23 protein-coding genes are annotated in these 25,082 nt (G+C 62.7%); 9 read left to right on the plus strand and 14 right to left on the minus strand.

Features of this window, described 5'->3' with window-relative positions:
* Nucleotides 1-57: 57 nt before the first annotated feature.
* The 4 genes from X751_RS150495 to X751_RS150480 form a co-directional block, all read right to left on the minus strand.
* On the minus strand, nucleotides 58-750 hold the full coding sequence (locus X751_RS150495) for a DUF1345 domain-containing protein (protein WP_023688301.1): 693 nt from the start codon (nucleotides 748-750) through the stop codon (nucleotides 58-60).
* A gap of 21 nt (nucleotides 751-771) precedes the next feature.
* Complete coding sequence (locus X751_RS150490) at nucleotides 772-1,245, minus strand: YaiI/YqxD family protein (RefSeq protein WP_023695438.1); 474 nt, start codon at nucleotides 1,243-1,245, stop codon at nucleotides 772-774.
* A gap of 64 nt (nucleotides 1,246-1,309) precedes the next feature.
* On the minus strand, nucleotides 1,310-1,879 hold the full coding sequence (gene gfa, locus X751_RS150485) for an S-(hydroxymethyl)glutathione synthase (protein WP_023725716.1): 570 nt from the start codon (nucleotides 1,877-1,879) through the stop codon (nucleotides 1,310-1,312).
* Between the two features lie 67 nt (nucleotides 1,880-1,946).
* Nucleotides 1,947-3,074, minus strand: a complete 1,128-nt coding sequence (locus tag X751_RS150480) for an S-(hydroxymethyl)glutathione dehydrogenase/class III alcohol dehydrogenase (protein WP_023744811.1) — start codon at nucleotides 3,072-3,074, stop codon at nucleotides 1,947-1,949.
* A 237-nt stretch (nucleotides 3,075-3,311) separates the two neighbouring features.
* Between X751_RS150480 and X751_RS150475 the strand changes: the two genes are divergently transcribed.
* From X751_RS150475 to X751_RS150460, 4 genes are all read left to right on the plus strand, one after another.
* Entirely contained in the window at nucleotides 3,312-5,324 is a 2,013-nt protein-coding gene (locus X751_RS150475; protein ID WP_023744812.1) for an acetyl/propionyl/methylcrotonyl-CoA carboxylase subunit alpha, read from the plus strand.
* A 262-nt stretch (nucleotides 5,325-5,586) separates the two neighbouring features.
* Entirely contained in the window at nucleotides 5,587-9,114 is a 3,528-nt protein-coding gene (gene dnaE, locus X751_RS150470; RefSeq protein ID WP_023744813.1) for a DNA polymerase III subunit alpha, read from the plus strand.
* A 169-nt stretch (nucleotides 9,115-9,283) separates the two neighbouring features.
* Nucleotides 9,284-9,682: a nuclear transport factor 2 family protein gene (locus X751_RS150465; protein ID WP_023735317.1), complete on the plus strand. Its 399-nt coding sequence runs from the start codon at nucleotides 9,284-9,286 to the stop codon at nucleotides 9,680-9,682.
* A 153-nt stretch (nucleotides 9,683-9,835) separates the two neighbouring features.
* Nucleotides 9,836-10,639, plus strand: coding sequence for a potassium channel family protein (locus X751_RS150460; RefSeq protein WP_023725720.1), 804 nt, complete (start codon nucleotides 9,836-9,838; stop codon nucleotides 10,637-10,639).
* 7 nt (nucleotides 10,640-10,646) lie between these two features.
* Here X751_RS150460 and X751_RS150455 read toward each other — a convergent pair whose 3' ends face one another.
* Nucleotides 10,647-11,528, minus strand: a complete 882-nt coding sequence (locus tag X751_RS150455) for a DMT family transporter (RefSeq protein ID WP_023710632.1) — start codon at nucleotides 11,526-11,528, stop codon at nucleotides 10,647-10,649.
* Between the two features lie 183 nt (nucleotides 11,529-11,711).
* On the opposite strand from X751_RS150455, the gene X751_RS150450 reads away from it, so the two are divergent.
* Nucleotides 11,712-12,218, plus strand: coding sequence for a hypothetical protein (locus X751_RS150450; protein ID WP_023744814.1), 507 nt, complete (start codon nucleotides 11,712-11,714; stop codon nucleotides 12,216-12,218).
* Between the two features lie 6 nt (nucleotides 12,219-12,224).
* On the opposite strand, the gene X751_RS150445 is transcribed toward X751_RS150450, so the two are convergent.
* Nucleotides 12,225-13,553, minus strand: coding sequence for a DNA polymerase IV (locus tag X751_RS150445; RefSeq protein WP_023744815.1), 1,329 nt, complete (start codon nucleotides 13,551-13,553; stop codon nucleotides 12,225-12,227).
* 67 nt (nucleotides 13,554-13,620) lie between these two features.
* Here X751_RS150445 and X751_RS150440 point away from each other — a divergent pair, with 67 nt between their 5' ends.
* Nucleotides 13,621-14,196, plus strand: coding sequence for a GNAT family N-acetyltransferase (locus X751_RS150440; protein ID WP_023729854.1), 576 nt, complete (start codon nucleotides 13,621-13,623; stop codon nucleotides 14,194-14,196).
* Between the two features lie 100 nt (nucleotides 14,197-14,296).
* Complete coding sequence (locus tag X751_RS150435; RefSeq protein WP_023744816.1) at nucleotides 14,297-15,784, plus strand: hypothetical protein; 1,488 nt, start codon at nucleotides 14,297-14,299, stop codon at nucleotides 15,782-15,784.
* A 24-nt stretch (nucleotides 15,785-15,808) separates the two neighbouring features.
* Here the strand turns inward: X751_RS150435 and X751_RS150430 are convergent, their stop codons facing one another.
* Nucleotides 15,809-16,462, minus strand: coding sequence for a hypothetical protein (locus X751_RS150430; protein ID WP_023710628.1), 654 nt, complete (start codon nucleotides 16,460-16,462; stop codon nucleotides 15,809-15,811).
* Nucleotides 16,459-16,758, minus strand: a complete 300-nt coding sequence (locus X751_RS150425) for a DUF3572 domain-containing protein (protein ID WP_023729852.1) — start codon at nucleotides 16,756-16,758, stop codon at nucleotides 16,459-16,461. Before X751_RS150425 ends, X751_RS150430 begins: the two co-directional genes overlap by 4 nt.
* Before the next feature lie 239 nt (nucleotides 16,759-16,997).
* Here X751_RS150425 and X751_RS150420 point away from each other — a divergent pair, with 239 nt between their 5' ends.
* Together X751_RS150420 and X751_RS150415 are read left to right on the plus strand one after the other, a co-directional pair.
* Nucleotides 16,998-17,369: a response regulator gene (locus X751_RS150420; RefSeq protein WP_023667574.1), complete on the plus strand. Its 372-nt coding sequence runs from the start codon at nucleotides 16,998-17,000 to the stop codon at nucleotides 17,367-17,369.
* 24 nt (nucleotides 17,370-17,393) lie between these two features.
* Nucleotides 17,394-18,767 (plus strand): PleD family two-component system response regulator, encoded by a 1,374-nt coding sequence (locus tag X751_RS150415; protein WP_023710626.1) that lies wholly within the window; start codon nucleotides 17,394-17,396, stop codon nucleotides 18,765-18,767.
* A 409-nt stretch (nucleotides 18,768-19,176) separates the two neighbouring features.
* Here the strand turns inward: X751_RS150415 and rpmG are convergent, their stop codons facing one another.
* The 6 genes from rpmG to rnr all read right to left on the minus strand — a co-directional run bounded on the left by rpmG (nucleotide 19,177) and on the right by rnr (nucleotide 25,081).
* The gene (gene rpmG / locus X751_RS150410) at nucleotides 19,177-19,344 is read right to left on the minus strand and encodes a 50S ribosomal protein L33 (protein ID WP_006201775.1); all 168 of its coding nucleotides are present in this window, start codon (nucleotides 19,342-19,344) and stop codon (nucleotides 19,177-19,179) included.
* Between the two features lie 323 nt (nucleotides 19,345-19,667).
* Nucleotides 19,668-20,123: a hypothetical protein gene (locus X751_RS150405; protein WP_023710625.1), complete on the minus strand. Its 456-nt coding sequence runs from the start codon at nucleotides 20,121-20,123 to the stop codon at nucleotides 19,668-19,670.
* 116 nt (nucleotides 20,124-20,239) lie between these two features.
* Nucleotides 20,240-21,415, minus strand: a complete 1,176-nt coding sequence (locus X751_RS150400; RefSeq protein ID WP_023681570.1) for an MFS transporter — start codon at nucleotides 21,413-21,415, stop codon at nucleotides 20,240-20,242.
* A 79-nt stretch (nucleotides 21,416-21,494) separates the two neighbouring features.
* Complete coding sequence (locus X751_RS150395; protein ID WP_023710624.1) at nucleotides 21,495-22,235, minus strand: NUDIX hydrolase; 741 nt, start codon at nucleotides 22,233-22,235, stop codon at nucleotides 21,495-21,497.
* A gap of 87 nt (nucleotides 22,236-22,322) precedes the next feature.
* Nucleotides 22,323-22,775 (minus strand): DUF983 domain-containing protein, encoded by a 453-nt coding sequence (locus X751_RS150390; protein ID WP_031194788.1) that lies wholly within the window; start codon nucleotides 22,773-22,775, stop codon nucleotides 22,323-22,325.
* The gene (gene rnr, locus X751_RS150385; RefSeq protein ID WP_023744817.1) at nucleotides 22,775-25,081 is read right to left on the minus strand and encodes a ribonuclease R; all 2,307 of its coding nucleotides are present in this window, start codon (nucleotides 25,079-25,081) and stop codon (nucleotides 22,775-22,777) included. The genes X751_RS150390 and rnr overlap by 1 nt, the downstream gene beginning before the upstream one ends.
* Nucleotide 25,082: the final 1 nt, after the last annotated feature.

Genomic DNA, 25,082 nt, shown 5'->3' on the forward strand with positions numbered 1-25,082 from the left:
ATGTTTCATGCGGTCACGTTTTTATTACGGGCACGGGTTTATCGCGGGCACGGATACTCAATTGCCGAGGCTCACCGCGAGATTGACGACGGCGGCGACGATGACGGCGTTGAAGAAGAACGACAGGATCGAATGGACAAGCACCACGCGGCGCATATGCGAGGTCGTGATCGCGGTGTCGGCGGTCTGCGCGGTCATGCCGATCACCGTCGCGAAATAGAGAAAGTCCCAACCGTCCGGCCGTTTGCTGCCGGGAAAATCGAGGCCGCCGACCGGTATCTTCTTCTTGGTTTCGGCATCGATCGCGTCGCCGTCCATCCAGTAGACATGCGCATAGTGGAGGGCGGCCATGGCATGGATGGTGAACCAGCCAAGCGGGATCGACAGCATGGCGAAGCCGAGTTCGATGGGGTCGCGATCCTTGTGATTGATCAAAAGGAACAGCAGGACAATGGCCATGGCGACGATGCCGAGCGTGATGGCAAAGATGCCCAGCACTGGGAGGTCCAGTTCGCGCGCGTTCTTGCTGAGATAGCGGCCGGACAGCAGCGGCATCTTGGCGATGACGAGCGCGATGAAGACGACGAAGAAGGAATCGGCGGCAATCGAGATCGAATAGGCAAGCCGCGTGGAGACGGGGAGCGATCCAATCAAAGGCAATACCGCGGCAAATACGACCAGACCGACGGCTAGCGACACAAAGAACTGCTTGTGCCGCTGCAAGGGGTTATTCGGCGATGTGTCGGCCATAGCCCGACCTCGGATGATGCTTCACGTCTGGTCGGGTGTGACGGATTTCAGAGCCCGCCGCAAGATACGGTCGAGCTCACCCAGGAAACGCGAGCGATCCTGTGGCGCAAAGCTGGCATTGTAGCCCTTGCTCTCGCCGGTTTCGCGCAGATGCTGCTTCAAATCGCGCATTGCAACCGCCATGCCGATGGTCTCCGGCGTGAACGGCCGGCCGGTTGGCCCAAGCACATGCGCGCCGAGCGCCACGGTGCGAGCGGCAAGCGGGATGTCGGCGGTGATCACGATGTCGTTGGGTTTTGCGTTCTCGACGATCCAATCGTCAGCGGCATCGGCGCTTTTAGAGACGACGACGTTGCGAATCATCGGATCGCGCGACGGACGCAGCCCGCCATTGGAGACGTAGGTGACGACCACGCCATGGCGCTCGGCGACCTTCTCGACCTCGGCTTTCACCGGGCAGGCGTCGGCGTCGACGTAGATGGCGGGTGCCGGCATTATCTCTCCAAAACGGACATGGGGCCGGCATGTTACCCGGCCCCATGCCAGAAATCTCGTACTGTCAGGCCGGCAGCGCGCCCGACTTCTTCGCCGTCCAGGTGGCTATGTAATCCATCAGGCCGGGATTGAGACAGTCATAGGGCTCGAGGCCCATCGACTTCAACTGGCCGCGGATGCCGTCCATGCGCTTGGGGTCGACACCGGATTCGATGATCGACGAAACGAAAGCGGTGAAGCCCGGCGGTGACCAGCCGTCTTCCTGGAAGCGCTCGGGATGGATGAAGGACAGACCCTTGAACGGATGGTCGCGCTCGACCGGTCCGTGCATATGGACACCGCAGCCGGTGCAGGCGTGACGCTGGATAAGTGCCGAGGGGTCGACCACTTTCAGCTTGTCGCCGTTTTCGGTGACTGTGACATCGCCGGTGCCGGCTACGGCCACGACCGAGAACACCGCGCCGTCAGGCTTCCAGCATTTGGTGCAGCCACAGGCATGGTTGTGGGCGATCTGGCCCTTGACCGTCACCTTCACCGGCTTGCTGGTGCAGGCACAGACCAGCGTGCCGCCGGCAAAGCTTGCGCTTTCCTTCGGCAGGCCATTGTCGATTTTCGGATGCAGTTTCTCAGGCATTATCTTCCTCCCTTGTTGAACCCATGCAACTACAGTCGCTGGCCCTTCGGTCGGCGGCTTCTTCTCCTCAATAAACGACGACGCTCCTGATCGACTTGCCCTCATGCATAAGGTCGAAGCCCTTGTTGATGTCTTGCAGCTTCAGCAAATGGGTGATCATCGGGTCGATCTGGATCTTGCCGTCCATGTACCAGTCGACGATTTTTGGCACGTCGGTGCGGCCGCGTGCGCCGCCGAAGGCGGTGCCCATCCAGGTGCGGCCGGTGACCAGCTGGAACGGCCGGGTCGAAATCTCCTGGCCGGCGCCGGCCACGCCGATGACGACCGACTTGCCCCAGCCGCGATGCGAGGCTTCCAGCGCCTGGCGCATCACCTTGGTGTTGCCGGTGCAGTCGAATGTGTAGTCGGCGCCGCCGATCTGGTCGGCGCCGCGCTTGGTCAAGTTGACGAGGTGAGGAACGATGTCGCCGTCGATCTCCTTCGGATTGACGAAATGCGTCATGCCGAAGCGCTCGCCCCATGCCTTCTTGTCGTTGTTGAGGTCGACGCCGATGATCATGTCAGCGCCGGCGAGCTTCAGGCCCTGGATGACGTTGAGGCCGATGCCACCGAGACCAAAGACGACAGCAGTCGCGCCTTGCTCGACCTTGGCGGTGTTGATGACGGCGCCGATGCCGGTGGTAACGCCGCAACCAATGTAGCAGATCTTGTCGAAGGGGGCGTCGGCATTGACCTTGGCCACCGCGATCTCGGGCAGCACGGTGAAGTTCGAGAAGGTCGAGCAGCCCATATAATGGAAGATCTTGTCCTTGCCGATCGAGAAGCGCGAGGAGCCATCGGGCATCAAGCCCTGGCCCTGCGTGGCGCGGATGGCGGTGCACAAATTGGTCTTGCGCGACAGGCAGGATGGGCACTGCCGGCATTCCGGCGTGTAGAGCGGGATGACGTGGTCGCCCTTCTTGACCGAGGTGACGCCCTTGCCGACATCGACGACAACGCCAGCGCCTTCATGGCCGAGGATTGCCGGAAACAGGCCTTCGGGATCGGCGCCCGACAGGGTGAACTCGTCGGTGTGGCAGATGCCGGTCGCCTTGATCTCGACCAGCACCTCGCCTTCGCGCGGTCCGTCGAGGTCGACCTCCATGATTTCCAACGGCTTTCCGGCGGCGACAGCGACAGCGGCGCGGGTTTTCATTAGGCAATTCCTCCCAAGGCGATTGGTCTTCAGGCTTTCAGGGTTTCTATACTGTTTCAACCCGATTTGGCGACCAAATATGGCGCAAATCTTGGCCCAGTCGTCGGCGAGCCCAACCTTCGCCCCTCGGCACGGGCCTGGCGGGCAGGGAGTGTCTTGATGGGTGCGCTGCCGGCGGTGCTTGAGCCCGGCTGCCGAAGCCCATAAGAAGGACGAAAGACCGAGGAAACGCCTTCGATGTTCACGAAAATCCTGATCGCCAATCGCGGCGAGATTGCTTGCCGCGTCATCAAGACGGCGCGCAGGATGGGGATTGCCACCGTAGCGGTCTATTCCGACGCCGATCGCGACGCCGTGCACGTCGAAATGGCCGACGAAGCCGTGCATATCGGGCCATCGCCTGCCGCGCAAAGCTATCTTCTGCCTGAAAAGATCATCGCTGCCTGCAAGGAGACGGGCGCGCAGGCCGTGCATCCCGGCTACGGTTTTCTGTCGGAGCGGGCCGCCTTCTGCGAAGCGCTTGAGGCTGAGGGCATTGTCTTCATCGGTCCGAAACCCAAGGCTATCAAGGCGATGGGCGACAAGATCGAATCGAAGAAGTTCGCCAAGGCCGCAGAAGTGTCGACGGTTCCCGGCTGGCTTGGTGTCATCGAAAATGCCGACCATGCCGAAAAGATCGCCGGCGAGATCGGTTATCCCGTGATGATCAAGGCCTCGGCCGGCGGCGGCGGTAAAGGCATGCGCATTGCCTGGAGCCAGTCGGAAGTGCGCGACGGCTTCGACCGGGCGCGCTCGGAGGCGAAAAGCTCGTTCGGCGACGACCGCGTCTTCATCGAAAAGTTCGTCGTCGATCCGCGTCATATCGAAATCCAGGTGCTGGCCGACGCGCATGGCACCGCCCTCTATCTCGGCGAGCGCGAATGCTCGATCCAGCGCCGGAACCAGAAGGTTGCGGAGGAGGCGCCGTCGCCATTCCTCGATGCCAGGACGCGCAAGGCCATGGGCGAGCAGGCCGTGGCGCTGGCCAAGGCGGTCGATTACCAGAGCGCCGGCACCGTCGAGTTCATCGTCGATGCTGAAAAGAACTTCTATTTCCTTGAAATGAATACACGATTGCAGGTCGAGCATCCGGTGACGGAGCTTGTTACCGGCATCGACCTAGTCGAGCAGATGATCCGTGTCGCCGCCGGCGAGAAGCTGGCGATCGAGCAGAGCGACGTCAAGCTGAACGGCTGGGCGGTGGAAAGCCGGCTCTATGCCGAGGATCCCTATCGCAATTTCCTGCCCTCGATCGGCCGTTTGACGCGCTACCGGCCGCCAGAGGAGGGCACGTTCGGCGACATCGTCATCCGCAACGACACCGGCGTCACCGAAGGTTCCGAGATTTCGATGTTCTATGACCCGATGGTGGCAAAACTCTGCACATGGGCGCCGACACGGCTGGCGGCAATCGACGCCATGTCGGAAGCGCTGGACAGTTTCGTCGTCGACGGCATCGAGCACAACATTCCATTCCTGGCGGCGCTGATGCAGCATCCGCGCTGGCGCGAGGGGCGGATATCGACGGGCTTCATCGCCGAGGAATGTCCTGACGGCTTCGCGCCGATCGTGCCCAATGGCGATGAAAAGGCAGTGCTGGCGGCGATCGCCACCGCGGTCGAGCTTCTGCGCCGCGACCGGCTCGACCGGCTGGGCGGGCGGCTGGCGCCGCATTCGGGCGCACTCAAGCGCGATTGGGTGGTGAAGCTCGGCGACGACTATCTCCAGGCTTCGATCATCGAGGGCATGATCTCCATTCCGATGGAAATCGATCTGTCGGTCGATGGCGGCAAAGCGCTGACGGTGGCGTCCGACTGGCGGCCGGGCGACCTCATCTGGCGCGGCACTGTCGGTGCCCGCAAGGTCACGGCGCAGATCAGGCCGGCGCCGAACGGCCTGCGCATTGCCTGGAAAGGCATGTCGGTGAGGGCACGCGCCATGCTGCCGCGCACGGCTGAACTGGAAAGGCTGATGCCGGAGAAGGTGGCGCCGGACACGTCCAAGATGCTGCTTTGCCCGATGCCGGGCCTGGTCGTGTCGATCGCGGTTGCCGAGGGGCAGGAGGTCAAGGCCGGCGAGACGCTGGCCGTGGTCGAGGCGATGAAGATGGAAAACGTGCTGCGCGCCGACCGCGATCTTGTCGTGTCGAAGCTCAACGCCAAGCCGGGTGACAGCCTGGCTGTGGATGCGGTGATCATGGAGTTCGCCTAGAGATTGTTTGGAAATTCTACTCCGGCGGCCATCTGAAGGCGGTTTCTGCGCTTCCCGTGCTCACGGACCAATGGCCGCTGCGCTCCGGTTCTCGAAACCACCATCATATGACTCGCCAGAGCGAATTTCAGAAACAATCTCTGAGCCGTGCGGCTGGGTACGGAAGCCTGTGGTCGGTGGTCATTTGTGCTGGACTGGCATCGCCCGGTCCGGGACAATACATCTCCATCGACTCAAAGCCCTTCGAGCAATTTGAAACATCATGGCGGATGACAAACTTCCACGCGATCCCCTGAGGCGCGAAGCAGCGCTCGCTGCTGCGCGCCCGGAGGCGCCGGCGCGGCCGTTCATCCATCTGCGCGTGCATTCGGCGTATTCGCTGCTCGAGGGCGCCTTGCAGGTCGCCGCCGTTGTCGGTCATGCCGTCAAGGACGAGTGCCCGGCAATCGCAGTCACCGACACAAACAATCTGTTCGGCGCGCTGGAATTTGCCCAGAAGGCGGTGAAGGAAGGCATCCAGCCGATTATCGGTTGCCAGATCGATCTCGCCTTTTCCGGCGAGACCAGCGACGCGCAGCGCGACCGCCGCCGCCATGGTCCGGAGATGCACGCCGTGGTGCTGCTCGCCGCCACCGAGGTTGGCTATAGCAACCTCGTCAGGCTGGTCAGCCAGGTCTATCTGGAGACGCCGCCGGGCGAGCCCGTGCATCTGACGTCAGCAATGCTGGAAGGCCATTGCGATGGCCTGATCTGCCTCAGCGGCGGGCCGCGCGGCCCGATCGGCCGGGCGCTGAAGGAGGATCGCCGAGATCTTGCCGAGACGCGGCTTCTGGCACTCAAGGCGCTGTTCGGCGACCGGCTCTATGTCGAGCTGGACCGTGTTTCCGGTTATGACCGCGCTATCGAGAAATCATCGGTCGACCTTGCCTATATCCATGATCTGCCGCTGGTCGCCACGAATGAGGCGTTCTTCGCCGCCCGCGACGACTATGACGCGCATGATGCTCTGATCGCCATTGCCGAGGGTTCGGTGGTTGCCGCCGACAACCGTCGCCGGCTGACTTCGGACAATTTCCTGCGCAGCCAGGCGGATATGGCGCGGCTGTTCGCCGACCTGCCGGAAGCGATCGACAACACCGTCGAGATCGCGCTGCGCTGTTCCTATTATCCCAAGACCCGCAATCCGATCCTGCCACGCTTTACCGGCGGCGATGTCGCCGACAATGAGGTGGCGCTGAAAGCGGAGGCCGATGAGCTACGCCGGCAGGCGCATGAGGGGCTGGAGGCGCGGCTGGCTGCGCATGGGCCCACTTCCGGCTACACGGTCGAACAATACCGCGAGCGGCTCGATTTCGAACTCTCCATCATCGAGAAGATGAAGTTTCCCGGCTATTTCCTGATCGTCGCCGACTTCATCAAATGGGCCAAGGCGCAAGGCATTCCGGTCGGGCCGGGCCGTGGTTCGGGCGCCGGATCGCTGGTCGCTTATTCCACGACCATCACCGACATCGATCCGCTGCGCTTCTCGCTGCTGTTCGAGCGCTTCCTCAACCCCGACCGCGTGTCGATGCCCGACTTCGACATCGACTTCTGCCAGGACCGGCGCGAAGAGGTCATCCGCTACGTCCAGCAGAAATATGGCCGCGACCAGGTTGGGCAGATCATCACCTTCGGTACGCTGCAGGCGCGCGCGGTGCTGCGCGACGTCGGCCGCGTGCTGCAAATGCCTTACGGCCAAGTCGACAAGCTCTCCAAAATGGTGCCGCAGAACCCCGCCAATCCGGTCAAGCTGGCGGATGCCATCGCCAACGAGCCGCGCTTTGCCGAGGAGGCGGAGAAGGAGCCAATCGTGCAGACGCTGCTCGATATGGCGCAAAAGCTGGAAGGGCTCTACCGCCACGCTTCGACGCACGCCGCCGGCATCGTCATCGGCGACCGGCCCTTGTCGGAACTGGTGCCGATGTACCGCGATCCGCGCTCCGACATGCCGGTCACCCAGTTCAACATGAAATATGTCGAGCAGGCCGGGCTGGTAAAATTCGACTTCCTCGGCCTGAAGACGCTGACGGTGCTGGAGACGGCGGTGAAGCTGATCCGCCGGCGCGGCATCGAGATCGATCTGGCGACGATCCCGCTCGACGATCCTGAAACCTACGCCATGCTGTCGCGCGGCGAAGTGGTCGGTGTGTTCCAGGTGGAAAGTGCCGGCATGCGCAAGGCGCTGATCGGCATGCGGCCCGACTGCATCGAGGACATCATCGCGCTGGTGGCGCTCTACCGTCCCGGCCCGATGGAGAACATCCCGACCTACAATGCCAGAAAACATGGCGAGGAGGAGATGGCCTCGATCCATCCCAAAATCGACCATCTGGTGAAGGAGACGCAAGGCGTCATCGTCTACCAGGAACAGGTGATGCAGATCGCGCAGGAACTGTCGGGCTATTCGCTCGGCGAAGCCGATCTGCTGCGTCGCGCGATGGGCAAGAAGATCCGCGCCGAAATGGACAAGCAGCGCGAGCGTTTCGTCACCGGTGCGGTCGAACGCGGCGTCGGCAAGCCGCAGGCCGACTTCATCTTCGACCTTCTGGCCAAGTTCGCCGACTACGGCTTCAACAAATCGCACGCGGCCGCCTACGCCGTCGTGTCCTACCAGACCGCCTATCTCAAGGCGCATTACCCCGTCGAGTTCCTGGCGGCGTCGATGACGCTCGACATGGGCAATACCGACAAACTCGCCGATTTCCGCCAGGATGCGCTGCGTCTCGGCATCGAGGTGGTGGCGCCGTCAGTGATGACCAGCTTCCGCAATTTCGAGGTCGGCGAGAACCGCATTTACTATTCGCTGGCGGCCCTCAAGGGCGTCGGCGACGCCGCGGTCGAGCACATCGTCGCCATGCGCGGCGAAAAGCCGTTCAAGAATCTCGCCGATTTCTGTGAAAGGGTCGATCCCAAGATCGTCGGCAAGCGCGTCTTCGAAAGCCTGATCATGGCCGGCGCGCTCGACTGCTTCGGCCACGACCGCGCCCAGATGATGGCCGGCGTCGAACGGATGATGGGGCTGGCTTCGCTGGCGCAGCAGAATGCCATTTCGGGCCAGCACGACATTTTCGGCGCGTCGCTCGGCGCGCAGCAGCAGGCGCTCAATTTGCCGCAGACCGATCCTTGGCTTGCCGCCGACCGGCTGCACCGTGAATTCCAGGTCGTCGGCTTCTATCTCTCGGCGCATCCGCTCGACGAGTACAAGGCGGCCCTGCAGAAGATGCGCGTGCAAAACTGGGGCGAGTTCTCGGCTGCGGTCAAACGCGGTGCCGCCGCGGGCCGGCTCGCCGGCACCGTCACCACCAAGCAGGAGCGCAAGACCCGAACCGGCAATAAGATGGGCGTCATCGCCTTTTCCGACACATCTGGCCAATATGAAGCCGTGCTGTTTTCGGAAGGGTTGGCGCAGTATCGCGATCTGCTCGAGCCCGGACGTTCGGTGGTGATCACCGTTTCGGCCGAGGATAGGCCCGAAGGGGTCAATCTGCGCATCCAGACGGTGCAGTCGCTGGAGGATGAGGCCAGCCGTATCCAGAAGGCGCTGCGCATCTTCGTGCGCGATGCGGCTCCGATCGGCATGCTGGCCGGCCAACTGGCGGTAAAGGGCGAGGGCCAGGTCAGCTTCGTGCTGATCAAGGAAGCCGGGCAAGGTGAGATCGAGATCGAATTGCCCAATCGCTACCGCATCTCGCCGCAGATCGCGTCTGCGATGCGCGCGGTGCCGGGTGTGGTGGAAGTCGAGCTCGTCTAGGCTGCGCTGATATACACGGCAGTCGCATCGACGTCGGCCAGTGCATGACGGCCTAAAGATGCTCTGGGCCTGACATTGCAGCCGATAGGGCCAGCGTGCGGGGCGTGGTTGAACTGACCTTCCTTTGAACCACATGCGTAGAGCAGAAACGTCACAGGAACGCACAATCATGCCCAGCCGCGAACGCGTCGAAGCCTTCCTCAAGGCGGTGGTCGAAGGCAGCCATGTCAAGGCGATCGCCGACTTCTACCATGACGATGCCACCATGCAGGAAAATCTTGGCGTCCCGCGGCGGGGCAAGGAAACACTGATGGCGCATGAACAGGCAGCACTCGACCGGATCGAGAAGATGCACACCCATCCTGTCCAGACATTCCTGGTCGATGGCGACAATGTCGCCATCCGCTGGACCTTCGACCGTGTCGACAAGGCCGGCACCGTGCGCCGGCTGGAAGAGGTGGCCCTGCAGCGCTGGCGTGGTGACCGGATTGCGGAGGAGCGGTTCGTCTACGACACCGCCTCGGCCTGGCGCCTCGTCGGGCCGGACGGCAAGGTGGTGGAGGGCTGACGATTACCGGGGCCACTAGATGATGATGAGATTTGGTTGAAATCTCATCATGATCTAACCCTTTGTTGGAGCATGATCTTTTCCGCAAACCGGCACCCACTTTTTGGTATCATGCTCTAGACGACCCCGGCTGGGACCGTTACGCACTTGGTGATGAAAGCAGCCGAGAAGGACGGATTGCAGCAAAGCTCAGCGATGGCGCGGCTGCGTGACAGGCTGCGCAAGCTCTATCACGGACGCACGCCGGCGGCGTTCCGGTTTCAACTGGTGGCGGTCATCATCGACCTCGCCATCATCGCCTTCTTCGTTGCCACGCCGGTGCTCCAGGACAAGCCGTCATTCCTGTGGCTCGACTATACCGTCGCGGCGCTGGTCGCCGCCGACCTGATTGCCCGGCTGTTAGCCTCCAACGACATGCTGCGGCTGATGAAACAGCCGACATCCTGGGTCGATGTCTTCATCCTTTTGACGCTGCTGATGCCGACGGCGTTGGCAAATCTGGCGTTCCTGCGCATCCTGCGGCTATGGTCGCTGTCGCGCAGCGGGTCGCTGTGGCGGCATTTCGAAATGCGTGGCTTAAGGCCCTGGCGCGAGGCGAGCCACGCGGTCATCAACCTGTTGACGTTCCTGTTCGTCATCACCGGCTTCGTCTACACCTTCTTCTTCCGCACCGGCGCCGGCCTCGAAAACTACATTGATGCGCTGTATTTCACCGTTGCCACGGTGACGACGACCGGTTTCGGCGACATCGTGCTGCCGGGGATCGCCGGCAAGCTGACCGCGATCGCCACCATGATCATCGGCATCTCGCTGTTCGTCAGACTGGCGACGGCGATTTTTCGACCCGCCAAAGTGTTCTTTCCCTGTCCGCAGTGCGGACTGCAACGGCACGAGCCGGACGCCGTGCACTGCAAGGCCTGCGGGCATCTTCTCAACATACCAGATGAGGGGAATTGACCGACCGCTACGAGGCCGCGACCTCGGCCGGCTTTGGGGCCTTGCGCTGCAGGTTGAGCAGGTTGCCCATCAGGATCAGCAGGGCGCCGCCGGCTGTAAAGATGTCGATCTGTTCGCTGTAGAGCAGCCAGCCGATCAGCGCCGACAGCGGCACGCGCAGGAAATCCATCGGTGAAATCACCGTAGCGTCGGCATAGGTGAGGGCACGCGCCATGCAGAAATGCGACGACATGCCGGTGAAGGCAATCAGCAGGATCCATGGCCAGAGTTCGAGCGGTGGGTTGCGCCATTCATAAAGCGCCGGGATCAGGCCGACCACCGACTGGATGATCAGCATCCAGAAGATGATGCGCACGACACTGTCCGTGCGGGTCAGCGACTTGACCAACACCACCGATACGCCAAAGCACACGGCCGCGCCGAGAACGACGAGGTGACCCGGATCCATGGAGCCGACGCCGGGGCGAACGATGACCACCACGCCGATCAGGCCAAGCACGACCGCCGCAATTTTCGGGCGGGAGAGCCTTTCGCCAAGAAAGGTCACCGCCAGGATCGCGGTCCAGATCGGCGTGGTGAATTCGATCGATATGAGCACCGCAAGCGGGATCAGCGTCAGCGCATAGAGCCATGCCGCCTGGCCCGTATAGTGGATGACATTGCGAGCGATATGGGCCAACGGGCGCTGCGTGCGCATTGCGGCGAATCCGCCGCTCATCGTCACCAGCGGCAACAGGATGAAGAAGCCGATCACCGAGCGCAGTTCCAGCACCTGGAAGACGTTGAGCTCGGCGGTGGTTGCGCGGCCGGCGACTGACATCGCCAGAAACGAGGCGATCGACAGCGCCATCCAGAACGCGGCTTTGGGGATCGATGGGGAAGGTGCCATAGGCGCTATGTCGCAAGCCGGGACTTCTATCGCAACCGTTAGGCGACGCATTCGACTGGGCCAGACCGTTGCGAAAACAGCCATGCTGGAAGTGGAACCTGACGAAACGGCAGGCGTTGGTTCCCGGTATTGGCCAATTGCTGGACGCATCGTTTCTTCAACATCAACGGGGAAGAGATTCCGATGAAATCATTCGCGCGGTTTCTGCTAGCCGGCTGCCTGCTAACTGCAAGCGCCGCGGCCCATGCCGACGAGGCGAATTTTCTCAGCTCCTTGCAAGGGAATTTCTCCGGCAAGGGGACAGTCAAGGTCACCACCGACGCACCGACGGTGAATGTGTCCTGCACCTTCAATTCCGACGCGACCTCGAGCTCATTGTCGCTTGACGGCAATTGCCGTGGTCTTGTCGTGGTGACGCGCGCCATCAGCGCCAATCTGAAGGTCCGCGGGGCGAAGTATACAGGCGTCTATGTCGGGTCGCGCACCGGGCCGGCACAGCTCGCCGGCAGCCGTTCCGGCAACGCGATCAGTCTCGGCATTCGCTGGGCGGCGGAGGTCAATGGCGATCGTAAGGCGCGGTTGACGGTCGAGAAAACCAGCGGCGACGGAATGCGGTTGACCGTTACCGACGTCGATCCGAAAACCGGCAAGAACGTGGTGACGAGCCGCATCGATCTCAAGCGTATCTAAGCCGTCTCACTCCTCGATCGGCTCCGGCGGGTTGGCGTTGCGGCCTTTACCGAAGGTGTAGCCGGTTTCCACCGCCTTCTTGCCGAACTTGTCGCGCAGCGTATCGATGGCGCTTTCGGCCATGGCGCGCTTGCGCGAGCCGACGTCGACGAGATCGGGCGGATCGGCCTTCTCGTCATCCGAGAGATCGCTGACACCGATGCCAAGCAGCCGGTACTTTGTCCCGTCCGCCTCCTTGCGCAACAGCTCGAGCCCGGTCTGGAAAATGCGGTCGGCCAGCCGGGTCGGGTCGCCGAGCTGGCGGTTGCGGGTACGCAGCTTGAAATCCTGCGTCTTCAGCTTCAGCACCACGGTGCGCCCGGCAATGCCTGACTTCTTCAGCCGCGCCGAGACCTTTTCCGACAATCCCCTCAGCACTGGAACCAGTTCGCCCATTTCAGCTATGTCGGTGTCGAAAGTGGTTTCGGCCGACACACTTTTCGCATCCTGGTCGGGATCGACACGGCGGTCGTCCTGGCCGCGCGAGAGATGGTAGAGCCGGGTGCCCATCACGCCATAGCGGCGCATAAGATCGGCGCGCTCCATGCGCTGCAACTGGGCGATGCTGCGGATGCCGTCGCGTTCGAGCGTTGCGGCAAAAGCCTTGCCGACGCCCCAGATCAGCGTCACCGGCTGTTCGGCCAGGAAACCCAGCGCCTCGGCTTCGCCGATCACCGAAAAGCCGCGCGGCTTGCGGAAATCGGAGGCAACCTTGGCCAGGAACTTGCAGTAGGAAAGGCCGGCCGAAACGGTGATGCCGATTTCCTTTTCGACGGTCTGCGCAAAGCGCGCCAGCACCACCGCCGGCGGCATGCCGTGCAGGCGCTCGGTGCCGGCGAGGTCGAGAAACGCCTCGTCGATGGAGAGCGGTTCGACCAGCGGCGTCAGCGCCTGCATCAGCGCGCGGACCTCGCGGCCGACGCGGACGTATTTCTCCATATTGGGCGGGATGACAACCGCTTCCGGACAGGCTTCGAGCGCCTTGAACATCGGCATTGCCGAGCGCACCCCCTTGATGCGGGCGATGTAGCAGGCGGTGGAGACGACGCCGCGCTTGCCGCCGCCGATGATCAGCGGCTTGTCCTTCAGCGCCGGATTGTCGCGCTTTTCGATCGCCGCATAGAAGGCGTCGCAATCGATATGCGCCAGATGCAGCTGGTAGAGCTCGGGATGGCGGGTGAGTCGAGGGCTGCCGCAACGCTCACAGCGCCTGGTATCGCTGCGCTGAAAGGTCAGGCAGTCGCGGCAAAAACCGTGCTCGGGATTGTTGACAGGGGCCGCCATCGCTGCGAACATAAAGAGAACAGATGCAATGGTACGTCAGGACGGAAGCCGCCACAAGCGGTTAGCCGGGAGATAACTCATGAGCACGACCATAGCGCCGCTGGCGCCCGACCTGTGGGCGGATTTCGAGGATCTTTTCGGCAAGCAGGGCGCCTGTTACGGGTGCTGGTGCACGCATTTCCGGATGGCGCCGGCGGTCCGGCGGGCCAGCGACAAACAGCGCAACAAGGATCATATCAAGGCGCGCATCGAGGCAGGGCCGCCGCCGGGGCTTTTGGCTTTCGAGGACGGCATAGCGGTCGGCTGGATGCAGATCGGCCCGCGCGCCGACGTGCCCGAATGGAACAATCGGGGCAGGGGCTCGGCGCCGGTCGATCCAACCGACGCCGTAGATCCCGGCGTCTGGGCCATCTCCTGCTTCTTCATCCGCGCCAGCGCGCGCGGCCGGGGCGTCAGCCACCGCCTAGTCGAGGGCGGCATCGCTTTTGCCCGCCAGAACAAGGCGCGGCTGGTCGAGGCGTGTCCGATCGACGTGTCGCGCGATTCGCGTTCGATCGGGCTATTCGTCGGCTCGTCGCGTGTGTTCGAAAAGGCCGGCTTCGAGCGGCTCCTCGAACGCAAGGCCGGCCGGCCGCTGATGCGGCTTGTGCTGTAGTCTAATTACCCGTCGGCGTTTGTTGATGTCCTGTGGAAACTGTAGGTTGGTTTCATAGCAGACGAACGAAGCGTTCCTTTTTGGTCAAATGGAGAATTTTGTGAACCGTGTCTTGCCGCTTGCTTTCCTTCTCGCCCTCAGCGCTCCTGCCTTTGGCCAGGCTGTCGATGCCCAAGGTGCCAAGCAACTTTCCGATGAGCTCTCTCGCTATGTCGGCAAACAGGCGCTCAATGAAGGCATTTTGAAGATCTCAGCCGAGGAGGGTGCCTACAAGATCACCTTCGATGTGAAGGCGCTTGTGGCGAAGATGCCGAAGCAGGATCTGAAGCGGTTCGATTTCCCGCCCGTCACGCTGCGGGTCAAACCGCGCAGCGACGGAGGCTGGGATGTCGCCTCGGATTTCTCTACGACTGGGTCCATCGAGGTAAATGGCCCAAATGGCCTGAACACCGGGCAAATCGTTGTCAAGGATGGCAAGTTCACGGGCGTCTATGACCCGAAACTGGCGGCATTTACCAGTGGCACCAGTTCGATTGCGGGCATGACGATGACGTCGCGCCAAGTCAGTCAATTGACCAATTTGAGCGTGGGGCTGGGCTCTTCCAAATTTGACGCCAGCAAGTCGGCTAACGGCGGCGTCGATCTTAATTTCACACAGGCGATGGCGGACTTCGTCGAAACGGTCAAAATCGATGACCGGTCAATCGCAGCGCTCCGGGCACCGGAGCTCGCTGTGAACGTGACCGCTAAGGCCATTCAGACCAAGCCGCTTCTGGATCTTTTGGCGTTCGCCGTCGCCCATGAGGACGAGGCCCGGCTGAAGGCCGATCAAGCAGAGTTCAAAACGCTTCTGCTCGGTGCGCTGCCGCTATGGGAACGGATCGATGGGACCTACGCATTCAAAAACCTTGCCATTGAAACATATGCCGGCAATTTCGGCGCGGCGCAGCTGAACACCGTTGTCGGCATGGACGGCATCACCAAGGACGGCAAGATCAGCTACGCATTCAAGGTTTCCGGCCTGACAATACCGCAGCAGATGCTGCCCAGTTGGACCGTTGCGTTGCTGCCGACGGATCTCGACCTGAATTTCGGCGGCGCCAACATCAATCTCGACAGTATGGCTCGGAAAACCATAGAAACCCTCGATTTCAGTAAGGATCCACCGCTTCCGGCAGATTTCGGCGATGAGATTTCCGCCGATTTCTTGGCCAAGACACCAAAGTTCGTGCTTGGACACAGCACGGTCAAGAATGGTGACATTGAGGTCGCCATGGAAGGCGAAATGACCTTCCCCGACAAGAAGCCCGATGCCAACGTGACGATCGACGTGACCGGCTACGACAAGATCGTGGCAAGCCTGCAGGAGGCGGCGAAGACGGACCCGCAGGCCTCGCAGGCTTTTACCGGCGCGCTGGCCATCAAGGGATTCGCCAAGACGCTGCCGGGCGGTCGTATCGAATGGGTGATCAACGCCAGGCACGACGGGTCGGTGACGGTCAACGGCGCCATGCTGAAGGGGCCTGATCCGGTCGTGGAAGACAACACCGATCAGGATGCGAGCCCTGGGACAGCAACGAAGCCCTGAGCGCTGGACTCAGAGGCGACTAACTCAGAGCCCGAGCGCGCTTGCGATCTTCGGCGCGGCCTCGTGCCAGTCCTCGACGGAGATGACGTCGTCCGGCACCGGCGGCAGGAAGGCGCGCAGCGAATTGTCGGCCATCAGGTGGAAGAGATGGGCGTCGGCAACCGAGTTGCGTGCTGAGATGAGGTTGGCGGGCTGGTCGTCGACAAAGACCACCGGCCGGCCCTTGCTACCACGCAACTTGGCCACCGCCGGTCCCTTGGCCATCTCGGTGGTCAACAGCGGATAGGGCAGCCCGAGCGCATCGAGATGAGCGCGGCGCGCCGCGCGATGCCGATGCGGCATGGCGGTCAAAAGGACGATCTCGGCGCGGTCGCCGAGGCTGGCAAGCGCTTGTTCGGCACCGTCGGTGACGCTCTGCCAGTCGGCCTGCGTATCGAAGAAATCTCCGAGAAGTGCCGTCACCTCCGGCTGTTCGATCAGCCGGCCGCTCGCCGTTTCGGCAATGTTGCCGGTGAGACGGAACGAGGCCAGCGTCAGGCCGAAGCCGCGCGATTTCAGGAAATGCGGAAACGGCCGGATGAATTCGAGCACGACATCGTCGACATCGAGGATCAGCAGAGGCCGGTCGTCGGCTGCAAGTTCGGCGATCTGGCGTGCCGTCTCGGGATCGTCGCTCATATCGAATGCTCATGGTCCTCGCCGCCAAGAGGCAGCGCGCGCAACGCCTTGCCGACTGAGGCAGGCGGGGTGCCGGTTTCCTCGGCAAAGCGCAGCAAGGTCGGCTCGTGGGCGAGGATGAACTGCAGCACGCCGGCAAGGAATCCCGGTTCGGCCGCGGCGCGGCGGATGGCGGACGCCTCGATGCCGGTGATGGCCAGGAAGCGCGGCAGGAGTTCGGGGTCGGCGGCGACGAAGCCCAGTGCCTTCACGGCAATGGTTTCCGCTTCCTCGCGCATTGACGCTGCGTTTGCCATCACTACTTTCTCGTTGCGGAAATGAGTCTCTTTTCCGCAGTAATCGCAAGCGTCGCCTGCGGCAAGCCACAGCCCCGATCCAATGTGGTTTTCGAGGTGGAATCCGAATGGCTTTTGCCGCTTCGGGTTTCCATTTCGTCAATCATATTGCCTTAAGAGTGAGCGAGGGTTTGGTGTGCTTCGACAAGGGCGCATAGCGGCAGGGCTTCGGGCAGAAGCCTGGCCGGGACGGGAAATCGATGCCTAAGAAGGTCATGATCGTCGAGGACAACGAGCTCAATATGAAGCTCTTTCGCGACCTCATCGAAGCCAGCGGTTATGAAACGGTGCGCACGCGCAACGGGCTCGAGGCGCTCGATCTGGCGCGCCAGCACAGGCCCGACCTGATCCTGATGGACATCCAGCTGCCCGAAGTGTCGGGGCTGGAAGTGACGAAATGGCTGAAGGAGGACGACGACCTCCATTCCATTCCGGTCATCGCCGTCACCGCCTTCGCCATGAAGGGCGACGAGGAACGCATTCGCCAGGGCGGTTGCGAGGCCTACATCTCCAAGCCGATCTCGGTGCCGCGTTTCATCGAGACCATTAAATCCTATCTCGGTGATGCCTGATGCCTTCAGCCGGAGCCTTGTGACATGACCGCGCGGATCCTCGTCGTCGACGACATCCCTGCCAATGTCAAACTTCTCGAGGTTCGGCTGCTGGCCGAATATTTCGAGGTGTTGACGGCCTTCAACGGGCCGGACGCGATCGAGACCTGCGAAAACGGCAAGGTCGATGTCGTGCTGCTCGACGTGATGATGCCCGGCATGGACGGGTTCGAGGTCTGCAAGCGGCTGAAAAGCGATCCGGCGACCGCGCATATACCGGTGGTCATGGTGACCGCGCTGGGCCACGTTGCCGACCGGGTGCGCGGCCTCGAGGCAGGCGCCGACGACTTTCTCACCAAGCCGGTCAACGATCTGCAGCTGATGACGCGGGTGAAGAGCCTGGTCAGGCTGAAGTCGCTGACCGACGAGCTGCGGCTGCGCGCATCGACCACCCGCAACATCGGCATCGAGGCGCTGTTGAGCCGCAGCTTCGCGTCGGAGGACGCCACGCCGAAGGTGCTGTTGATCGACGAGCGCAAATCGTCGTTCGAGCGCATCCAGAAAATGCTGCGCGGCAGCGCCGAGCTCGACATTGCGACCGATCCGCATGCCGGCTTCTTCCAAGCCGCCGAGGCGCCCTATGAGTGCGTGCTGATCTCGACCGGTTTTGCCGATTTCGATCCGCTGCGGTTGTGTTCGCAATTTCGTTCGCTCGACCGCACCCGCTTCCTGCCGATCATCCTGATTGCCGATGGAGGCGAGGAGGGGCGCATCATTCGCGGGCTCGAGCTCGGCATCAACGACTATCTGATGCGGCCGATCGACCAGCAGGAGCTGACGGCGCGGCTGCGCACGCAGGTGCGCCGCAAGCGCTACAACGACCAGCTGCGCGCCAGCGTCACCCAGACCATCGAGATGGCGGTGACCGACGCATTGACCGGCCTGCACAACCGCCGCTACCTCGACAGCCATTTGCAGACGCTGTTCGACCGCGCCGTGGCGCGGCGGCGGCCTCTGTCGGTGATGATCACCGATCTGGACCGCTTCAAGACCGTCAATGACTCGCATGGCCATGATGGCGGCGACGATGTGCTGCGCGAGTTCGCAAGGCGGCTGCGCAAGAACGTCAGGGGTATCGACCTTGCCTGCCGCTTCGGCGGCGAGGAATTCGTCGTTGTGATGCCGGACACGGACGGCGCGGTGGCGGAGAAAGTTGCCGAGCGCATTCGCGCTGAAATCGCCCAGCTGCCGTTTGCCATCGGCCCTGAAGGCAAGGCGATCGAAGTCACGGTCAGCGTCGGCGTGTCATCGGTTCTGAAGGGCGCGGACACGGTCGCGGCGTTGATGAAACGTGCCGACGTGGCGCTCTACGAAGCCAAAAGTGGCGGCCGCAACCGGGTCGTCGCCAAGGCAGCGTAGGCTAGACCACCGATTATGCAGTCAATCGGACAGGGTTAGGAATTTACCTTAATCCAAGCGATTCGGCAGGCTTGGTTAAGAAACTATTGATTTTCAAACATTGTTGCGCAAATGTGCGGTGCAAGAACAAGGGCGATGCGGGCACGAGGGTAGACAGCCGCATCGCTTCGCCGAATACCCCATGATGCTCAGGTCCGCCGCATCTCCTGGGTCCGTGGGGTCGGCCGGCCGGCGCTGGCACATAGTGGCCTCCTCGTACCGCTGCCATACGCCGACCGGCCCCCTTTTTTGCCAAAAAATGAGATGAGCACTTCGCGCCAAACAGCGGAGGGTTCTGGCTTTTCGGGGCCTTGAATCAAAAACGCCGCCCGAAGGGGCGGCGCTTTTGACAGAGCGTATGAAAACCAGATTACTTGATCTTGGTTTCCTTGAACTCGACATGCTTCTTGGCGACCGGGTCGTATTTGCGGAACGACAGCTTGTCGGTCTTGGTACGGCTGTTCTTGCTGGTCACGTAGAAGAAACCGGTGTCGGCGGTCGACAGAAGCTTGATCTTGATGTTTGCGGCTTTGGCCATTGTATCAGTCCGTTATGTTCGTGGGGTTTTGGCCGCTGGAGCGGGGGAAAACACCCGGACGCGGGAAACTTGGCGCGACACATAAAGAACGTGCCCGGAAAGTCAAGCCCGGCGCGGCCGCCGTGTCGTAAGCACATGAGTTGTCCGGATTAGGTAGCACATGAGTTGTCCGGTTTTATCACCGGCTCGATGGAGGCTGAGGCTCAGGGCGTTCGAATCTCGAAAACCAAGCAATTGGCTTTTCGTCCGCTACGAGGCCGCTTCTCACCCCACAAGGAGAGAAGGTAAGGTCGCTGTTGCTCGCCCTCAGCGGGGCCGGATTTCTAGGCTTCTTCCTTAACTGGAAGCGCTTTTTTCCAGTCCCCGGTGGTGTTCCACCAGCGATTCGGATTGGCGCGGTCGTCCAGGCCCTTGGAGCGGCTGGCGAGGATCGGCTGGATGCGGATCACCGGCTCCTGGTAGGAATGCGCCTGGAAAATCGCCTCGACGACGCGGGCGGCGAGCACCTGGTCGTCGGGCAACTCGAACGAGACCTCGACGGTGCCGGGGCGGCGGCGCAGTTCGGTTTCGACGCCGGCGGCTGCACCTTCCAGCGGTCGGTAGCGTTCGATGCCGTGCGCCGTTTGATAGGCGTTGCGGTCGTATTTGCCCATTGCCAGCGGCGCGATCGCGACCACGGCGTCCATGATGCGGTCGACATCGGTTGCCGGGGCCTGGAAGCTGACAAGCAGCAGAAGCGTCATGCGCAGAGATGTGGTTTCAAAGCCGCTGTCGATCATCACCGTATCCTCAAACTCGGGTTTTTTGGGACACCCTTTTAGCTGAGGTCTCCTGACACAGTTCTGTCAGCAGCGGCGACATCCCGTCAGGATTGCGCAGGCTGGCGACGGACAGGCTACCAGATCTTGCGGACCAGCCTGGCGCTGACCAAGGCGATATAGGCGGCAAAGAACAGGCCGAGCGACCAGCCGAAGCCGGAGGGCCCGAAGGCATCCATGCCGATGCCGATCGCCTGCGGGCCAAGCACCATGCCGACGCCGTAGCAGAGCACGAAGGCGGCATTGGCCGAGGCCAGTTCATGGCCGGAGAGCTGCGAGCCCAGATGGGCAAGGCCGATCGTGTACATGGCGGCCACCACGCCGCCCCAGACAAACAGAAGCGCCGCCATCAGGTGCCAATTGCCGGCGAAGAACGGCATGAAGATGGTGCCGGCAAGTCCGACCGTGGCACAGGCCAAAAGCAGATAGCGGCGGTCTGAGACGCGGTCGCTGATCATGCCGATAGGGATCTGCAACAGCACGTTGCCGAGGCCGATCATGGTGAGCAGGAGGGCTGCATCCGCCTCGGAATAGCCGATGCGGTTGCCATAGACGGGGAACAGCGCAAAGCCGCCGGTCTCGACGGCGCCGAACACCAGCACGGCGGCGGTCGCTGTCGGCACCAGCCAGATGTAGCGCAGGAAGTTGCTGGTTTCGCCGTCAACCACGATTGTGGGACTTTCATTCCGTGCGGCCAGCACCGGGATTGCGGCCAGCGCGACCAGGACGATGATGACGCCAAACGGCAAGAAGCCGGTGCTGCCGATATGGGCGAAGATCCATGGCCCGGCGGCGAAGCCGAGCGACAGCACTGTGGCGTAGATGCCGAGCACCAGGCCGCGCCGGCGCGGCGGCGCCGAGGTGCTGATCCAGAATTCCGACAGGATGAACAGCACCGTCAGCGCGATGTGCAGCACGACGCGTAGTGGGAACCACATCCAGAAGTCCGGCGCGAAGTGGAAGCCGACAAAGGCGAGCGCGCCGGCGGCGATCATGGCGATCATCGTCCAGGCGACGCCGAAGCGCATCGCCAGCGGCGTGGCCAGCGGGGCGCCGGCGATCGAGGCAAGGCCGGCGACCGCGGTGTTGAGGCCGATCATCGATGCCGAGTGGCCGCGGCTCTCGAGAATAACGCTGAGCAGCGGCATGCCGAGGCCTATGGCGATGCCGACGACGCTGATCGACGAGATCGCGGCGATCATCGGTAGCCAATGTACGCGCTCGTCGCCCTCTTGCTGGGTATCGACCGTCATGTGATGCCTGAATACTCTGTCTGTTTGATATTGCGTAATTCCGGACGGAAAACCGCGTCACACTTTTCCTGGAATTGCTCTAAAGAATTTCGCGAACGAAGCGGTTGCGGATAAGCCGGTAGAACGGCACGGACCCACCGGGTCGCAGGCGCGGATCGCCGGCAAGCCGCGTCTCCAGCTCCTGCAAGATCGTTCGGGTGATGTCGGGGATATCGGCCTCTCTGGCCTTGGCAAGCGGCAGCCAGACCAGTTCTTCCAGCTCATTGGTCGGGCCGCCACCCGGCAGTTCCACGGCGACATCGCTGCGCCAGGCGCTGAAGAAGCGGGTGTCGAAACGACGCACGCGATTGGGCGGGGTGATGGCGCGGGCGATGAAGCGCAGCGGCGCCAGCGAAGGCTGGACGCCGTGCTCGACAAAGCCCTGCCAGTCGCGCTTGTCGGTTGCGAACGAGCCTTTGCGGCCGATGAGCAGGCCGGCTTCCTCATAAGTCTCGCGGATGGCCGAGAGCGCGATGGCACGGGCCCGCGACGGGCTGATGCGGCCGACGCCGGCGGTCAGCCTGGCTTCTTCCTCCGGGAGCAATGGGGTGGCAACGGCTATGCGGCTGTCGGCCGAATCGGTGCGGCCGCCGGGAAAGACGAACTTGCCGGGCATGAAGGCGTGGCCTGCATGGCGCCGGCCCATCAGCACCAGAATCTCGTCGCCCTCGCGGTCGAGCAGGATCAGGGTGGCGGCATCGCGCGGGCGTATGGGCAGGCCGCTGTGGGCGGCTGCGCCACGGTCCATCCTGCTGACTTCCGCCTTGGTCATACCTTCCATGCGCAGGACCTAGCGGAAACTTCTGGCAAACGAAAGTGGCCTTTCACGGTCGGCATGTTGCGCCAGGCGACATTGCCCTGACGCAAACTAGGTTCCGGGATGCGGCTCGGTGCCGTCTTTTTCGCCGCCGAAGCCGTGCATATAGAGCGCCCATTGCAGTCCGATGACGGCGCCCTTGACCGGTTGCAGCAGAGCGACCGACAGCACGATGGTCAACGGCACCCAAATGGCGATGTGCTGCCACATGGAGAGCGTCGAGGTCGCCTCAACGCCCATGAAGGCGCCGAGAACGATGTGGCCGACAATGACGATGACGAGATAAGCGGGCAGGTCGTCGGCGCGGTGGTGGTGGAACTCCTCACCGCACACGGCGCATTTGTCGACACTTTTGGTGAAGCCGGCGAACAACCTGCCTTCGCCGCAATGCGGGCAGCGGCCAAGGGCGCCGCGCTTCATCGCCGTCCACAGCGGGCGGGCGACTCGGCCCGAATGATGTTCGCCGCCGAAAACCTGCTTCTGGATTCCCATTTCGCTTGCCATTATCGTCTCCTGCCGCGCGACCCCGGGCGCGATTGCGACGCGCGGGCGCGGCCTTTTGCCTTGTGAAACGACCGTTTGGAGCCGGGCAGGGGCTTCGGGTCGGTCAGCATCTCGAAACGCATCGCGCCGGCCATAGGCGCCACCTCGATCAGGCGAACCTCGACGCGGTCGGCAAGCTGATAGCCCTTGCCGGTGCGTTCTCCGAACAGCGATCGCGCGGTTTCGTCATATATATAGTAATCGCCATCCAGACTTGACACCGGGATGAAGCCATCTGCGCCAAACTGCGGCAATTGGACAAATAGTCCCGATTTGGTGACGCCCGAAATGCGGGCGTCGAACCGGTCGTCGATGCGCTCGGCGAGGTAGGCAGCGATCAGCCGGTCGACGGTGTCGCGCTCGGCCGCCATGGCGCGGCGCTCGGTGCCGGAGATCAGCACCGCGACGTCTTCCAGCCGCGTCTCTTCGTCCTGCGTCAGCCCGCCAGGGCCGAGCCCAAGTGCGGCAATCAGCCCGCGATGCACGATCAGATCGGCATAGCGGCGGATCGGCGAGGTGAAATGCGCGTAGCGCTTCAGGTTGAGGCCGAAATGGCCGATGTTCTTGGGCGAATATTCGGCCTGACTCTGCGAGCGCAGCACCACTTCGTTGACCAGCCCCTCATTGTCGGCGCCACGCACGCGCTCGAGAATGCCGTTGAACTGGGCGGGCCGCATCTGCGCGCCACGCGCCAGCGACAGGCCGAGCGTCTGCAGGAACTCGCGCAGCGATTCCTGCTTGGCCAGCGACGGCGCATCGTGGACGCGGTAGACCAGCGCCTGCTTCTTCGCTTCCAGCGTTTCGGCGGCGGCGACATTGGCCTGGATCATGAATTCTTCGATCAGCTTGTGGGCGTCGAGCCGCTCCGGGACGACGACGCGGTCGACGGTGCCGTCCGGCTTGAGCAGGATCTTGCGCTCGGGCAGATCAAGCTCGAGTGGCTGGCGGCCATCGCGGCCGCGCTTGAGGATGGCGTAGGCGTCCCACAGCGGCTTCAGCACCGTATCGAGGATCGGGCCGGTCTTGTCGTCAGGAAGGCCGTCTATCGCGGCCTGGGCCTGCGGATAGGCGAGCTTTGCCGCCGATTTCATCATGACGCGGTGGAAGGTGTGACGCAGCTTGCGGCCATCGGCGGCAAAAATCATGCGCACGGCAAGCGCGGGACGGTCCTGGCCTTCGCGCAGCGAGCACAGGTCGTTGGAGATGCGCTCTGGCAGCATCGGCACGACGCGGTCGGGGAAATAGACAGAATTGCCGCGTTTCAGCGCCTCGCGATCGAGTGCGGTGCCATAGCGGACATAGGCTGCAACATCGGCGATCGCCACCGTGGCGATCACGCCGCCGGGGTTCTTCTCGTCGAGGTCGGGCGTGGCGAAGACGGCGTCGTCATGGTCCTTGGCGTCGGCCGGGTCGATGGTCACCAGCGGCAGGTCGCGCCAGTCCTCGCGGTGAGCAAGCGTCGCCGGTTTTACCGCCTCGGATTCGGCGATGACGTCGGCCGGGAAGATATGCGGAATGTCGTGCGCGTGGATGGCGATCATCGAGACCGCCTTTTCGCTGGTCAGCGAGCCCAGCACCGCCACCACTTTTGCGCGCGGCAAACCATACCGGGAGGCCCGCGCGGGCTCGACCTCGACAAGGTCGCCGTTCCTGGCGCCGTTCTGGAATTCCTTGTCGACGATCAGTTCGGGCTGGCGACGTTCCACCGGCTCGATGCGGAAGGTGCCGTCCTGAAGGATACGAAAGACGCCCAGCACGGCATCTGTCCGCTTCTCGAAAATCTTCATTACGCGGCCCGTATAGGCGGGCCCGGTCGCATCGTCGGTCGGGAAGGTCTTGGCCAGCACACGGTCGCCGATGCCCGGCTGCGGGCCATTGCCGCCGCGCGAGACGCGGATCGAGACGACGGGCGGTTCGCCGGTGCCTACGGGCTCGGCAGGATGCGCCAGCAGGATGCCGTCGCCATCGCGGCCAAAAATGTCGAGTACGGCGACATGCGACAAGGCGCCGACACGGGCCAGCCGTTTGCGCTCCTTGGTCAGGATGCCTTCGTCCTGCAGGTCGCGCAGAATGTCCTTCAGCCAGATGCGGTCGTCGCCGCGCAAGGCAAACGCCTTGGCGATGTCGCGTTTTCCCGCGCGGTCGGGGTTCTCGGCGATGTAGCGCAGGATTTCGTCACGCGAGGGCCTGTAGTCGTCCTTGACCTTGGCCCTCGTGTCGGCGGTGCGCGGATCGCCGTGGCTTCTACCGGTGATCCTGCGCGCCACG

This window comes from Mesorhizobium sp. LNJC394B00, assembly GCF_000502555.1.
Classification (GTDB): Bacteria; Pseudomonadota; Alphaproteobacteria; order Rhizobiales; family Rhizobiaceae; genus Mesorhizobium.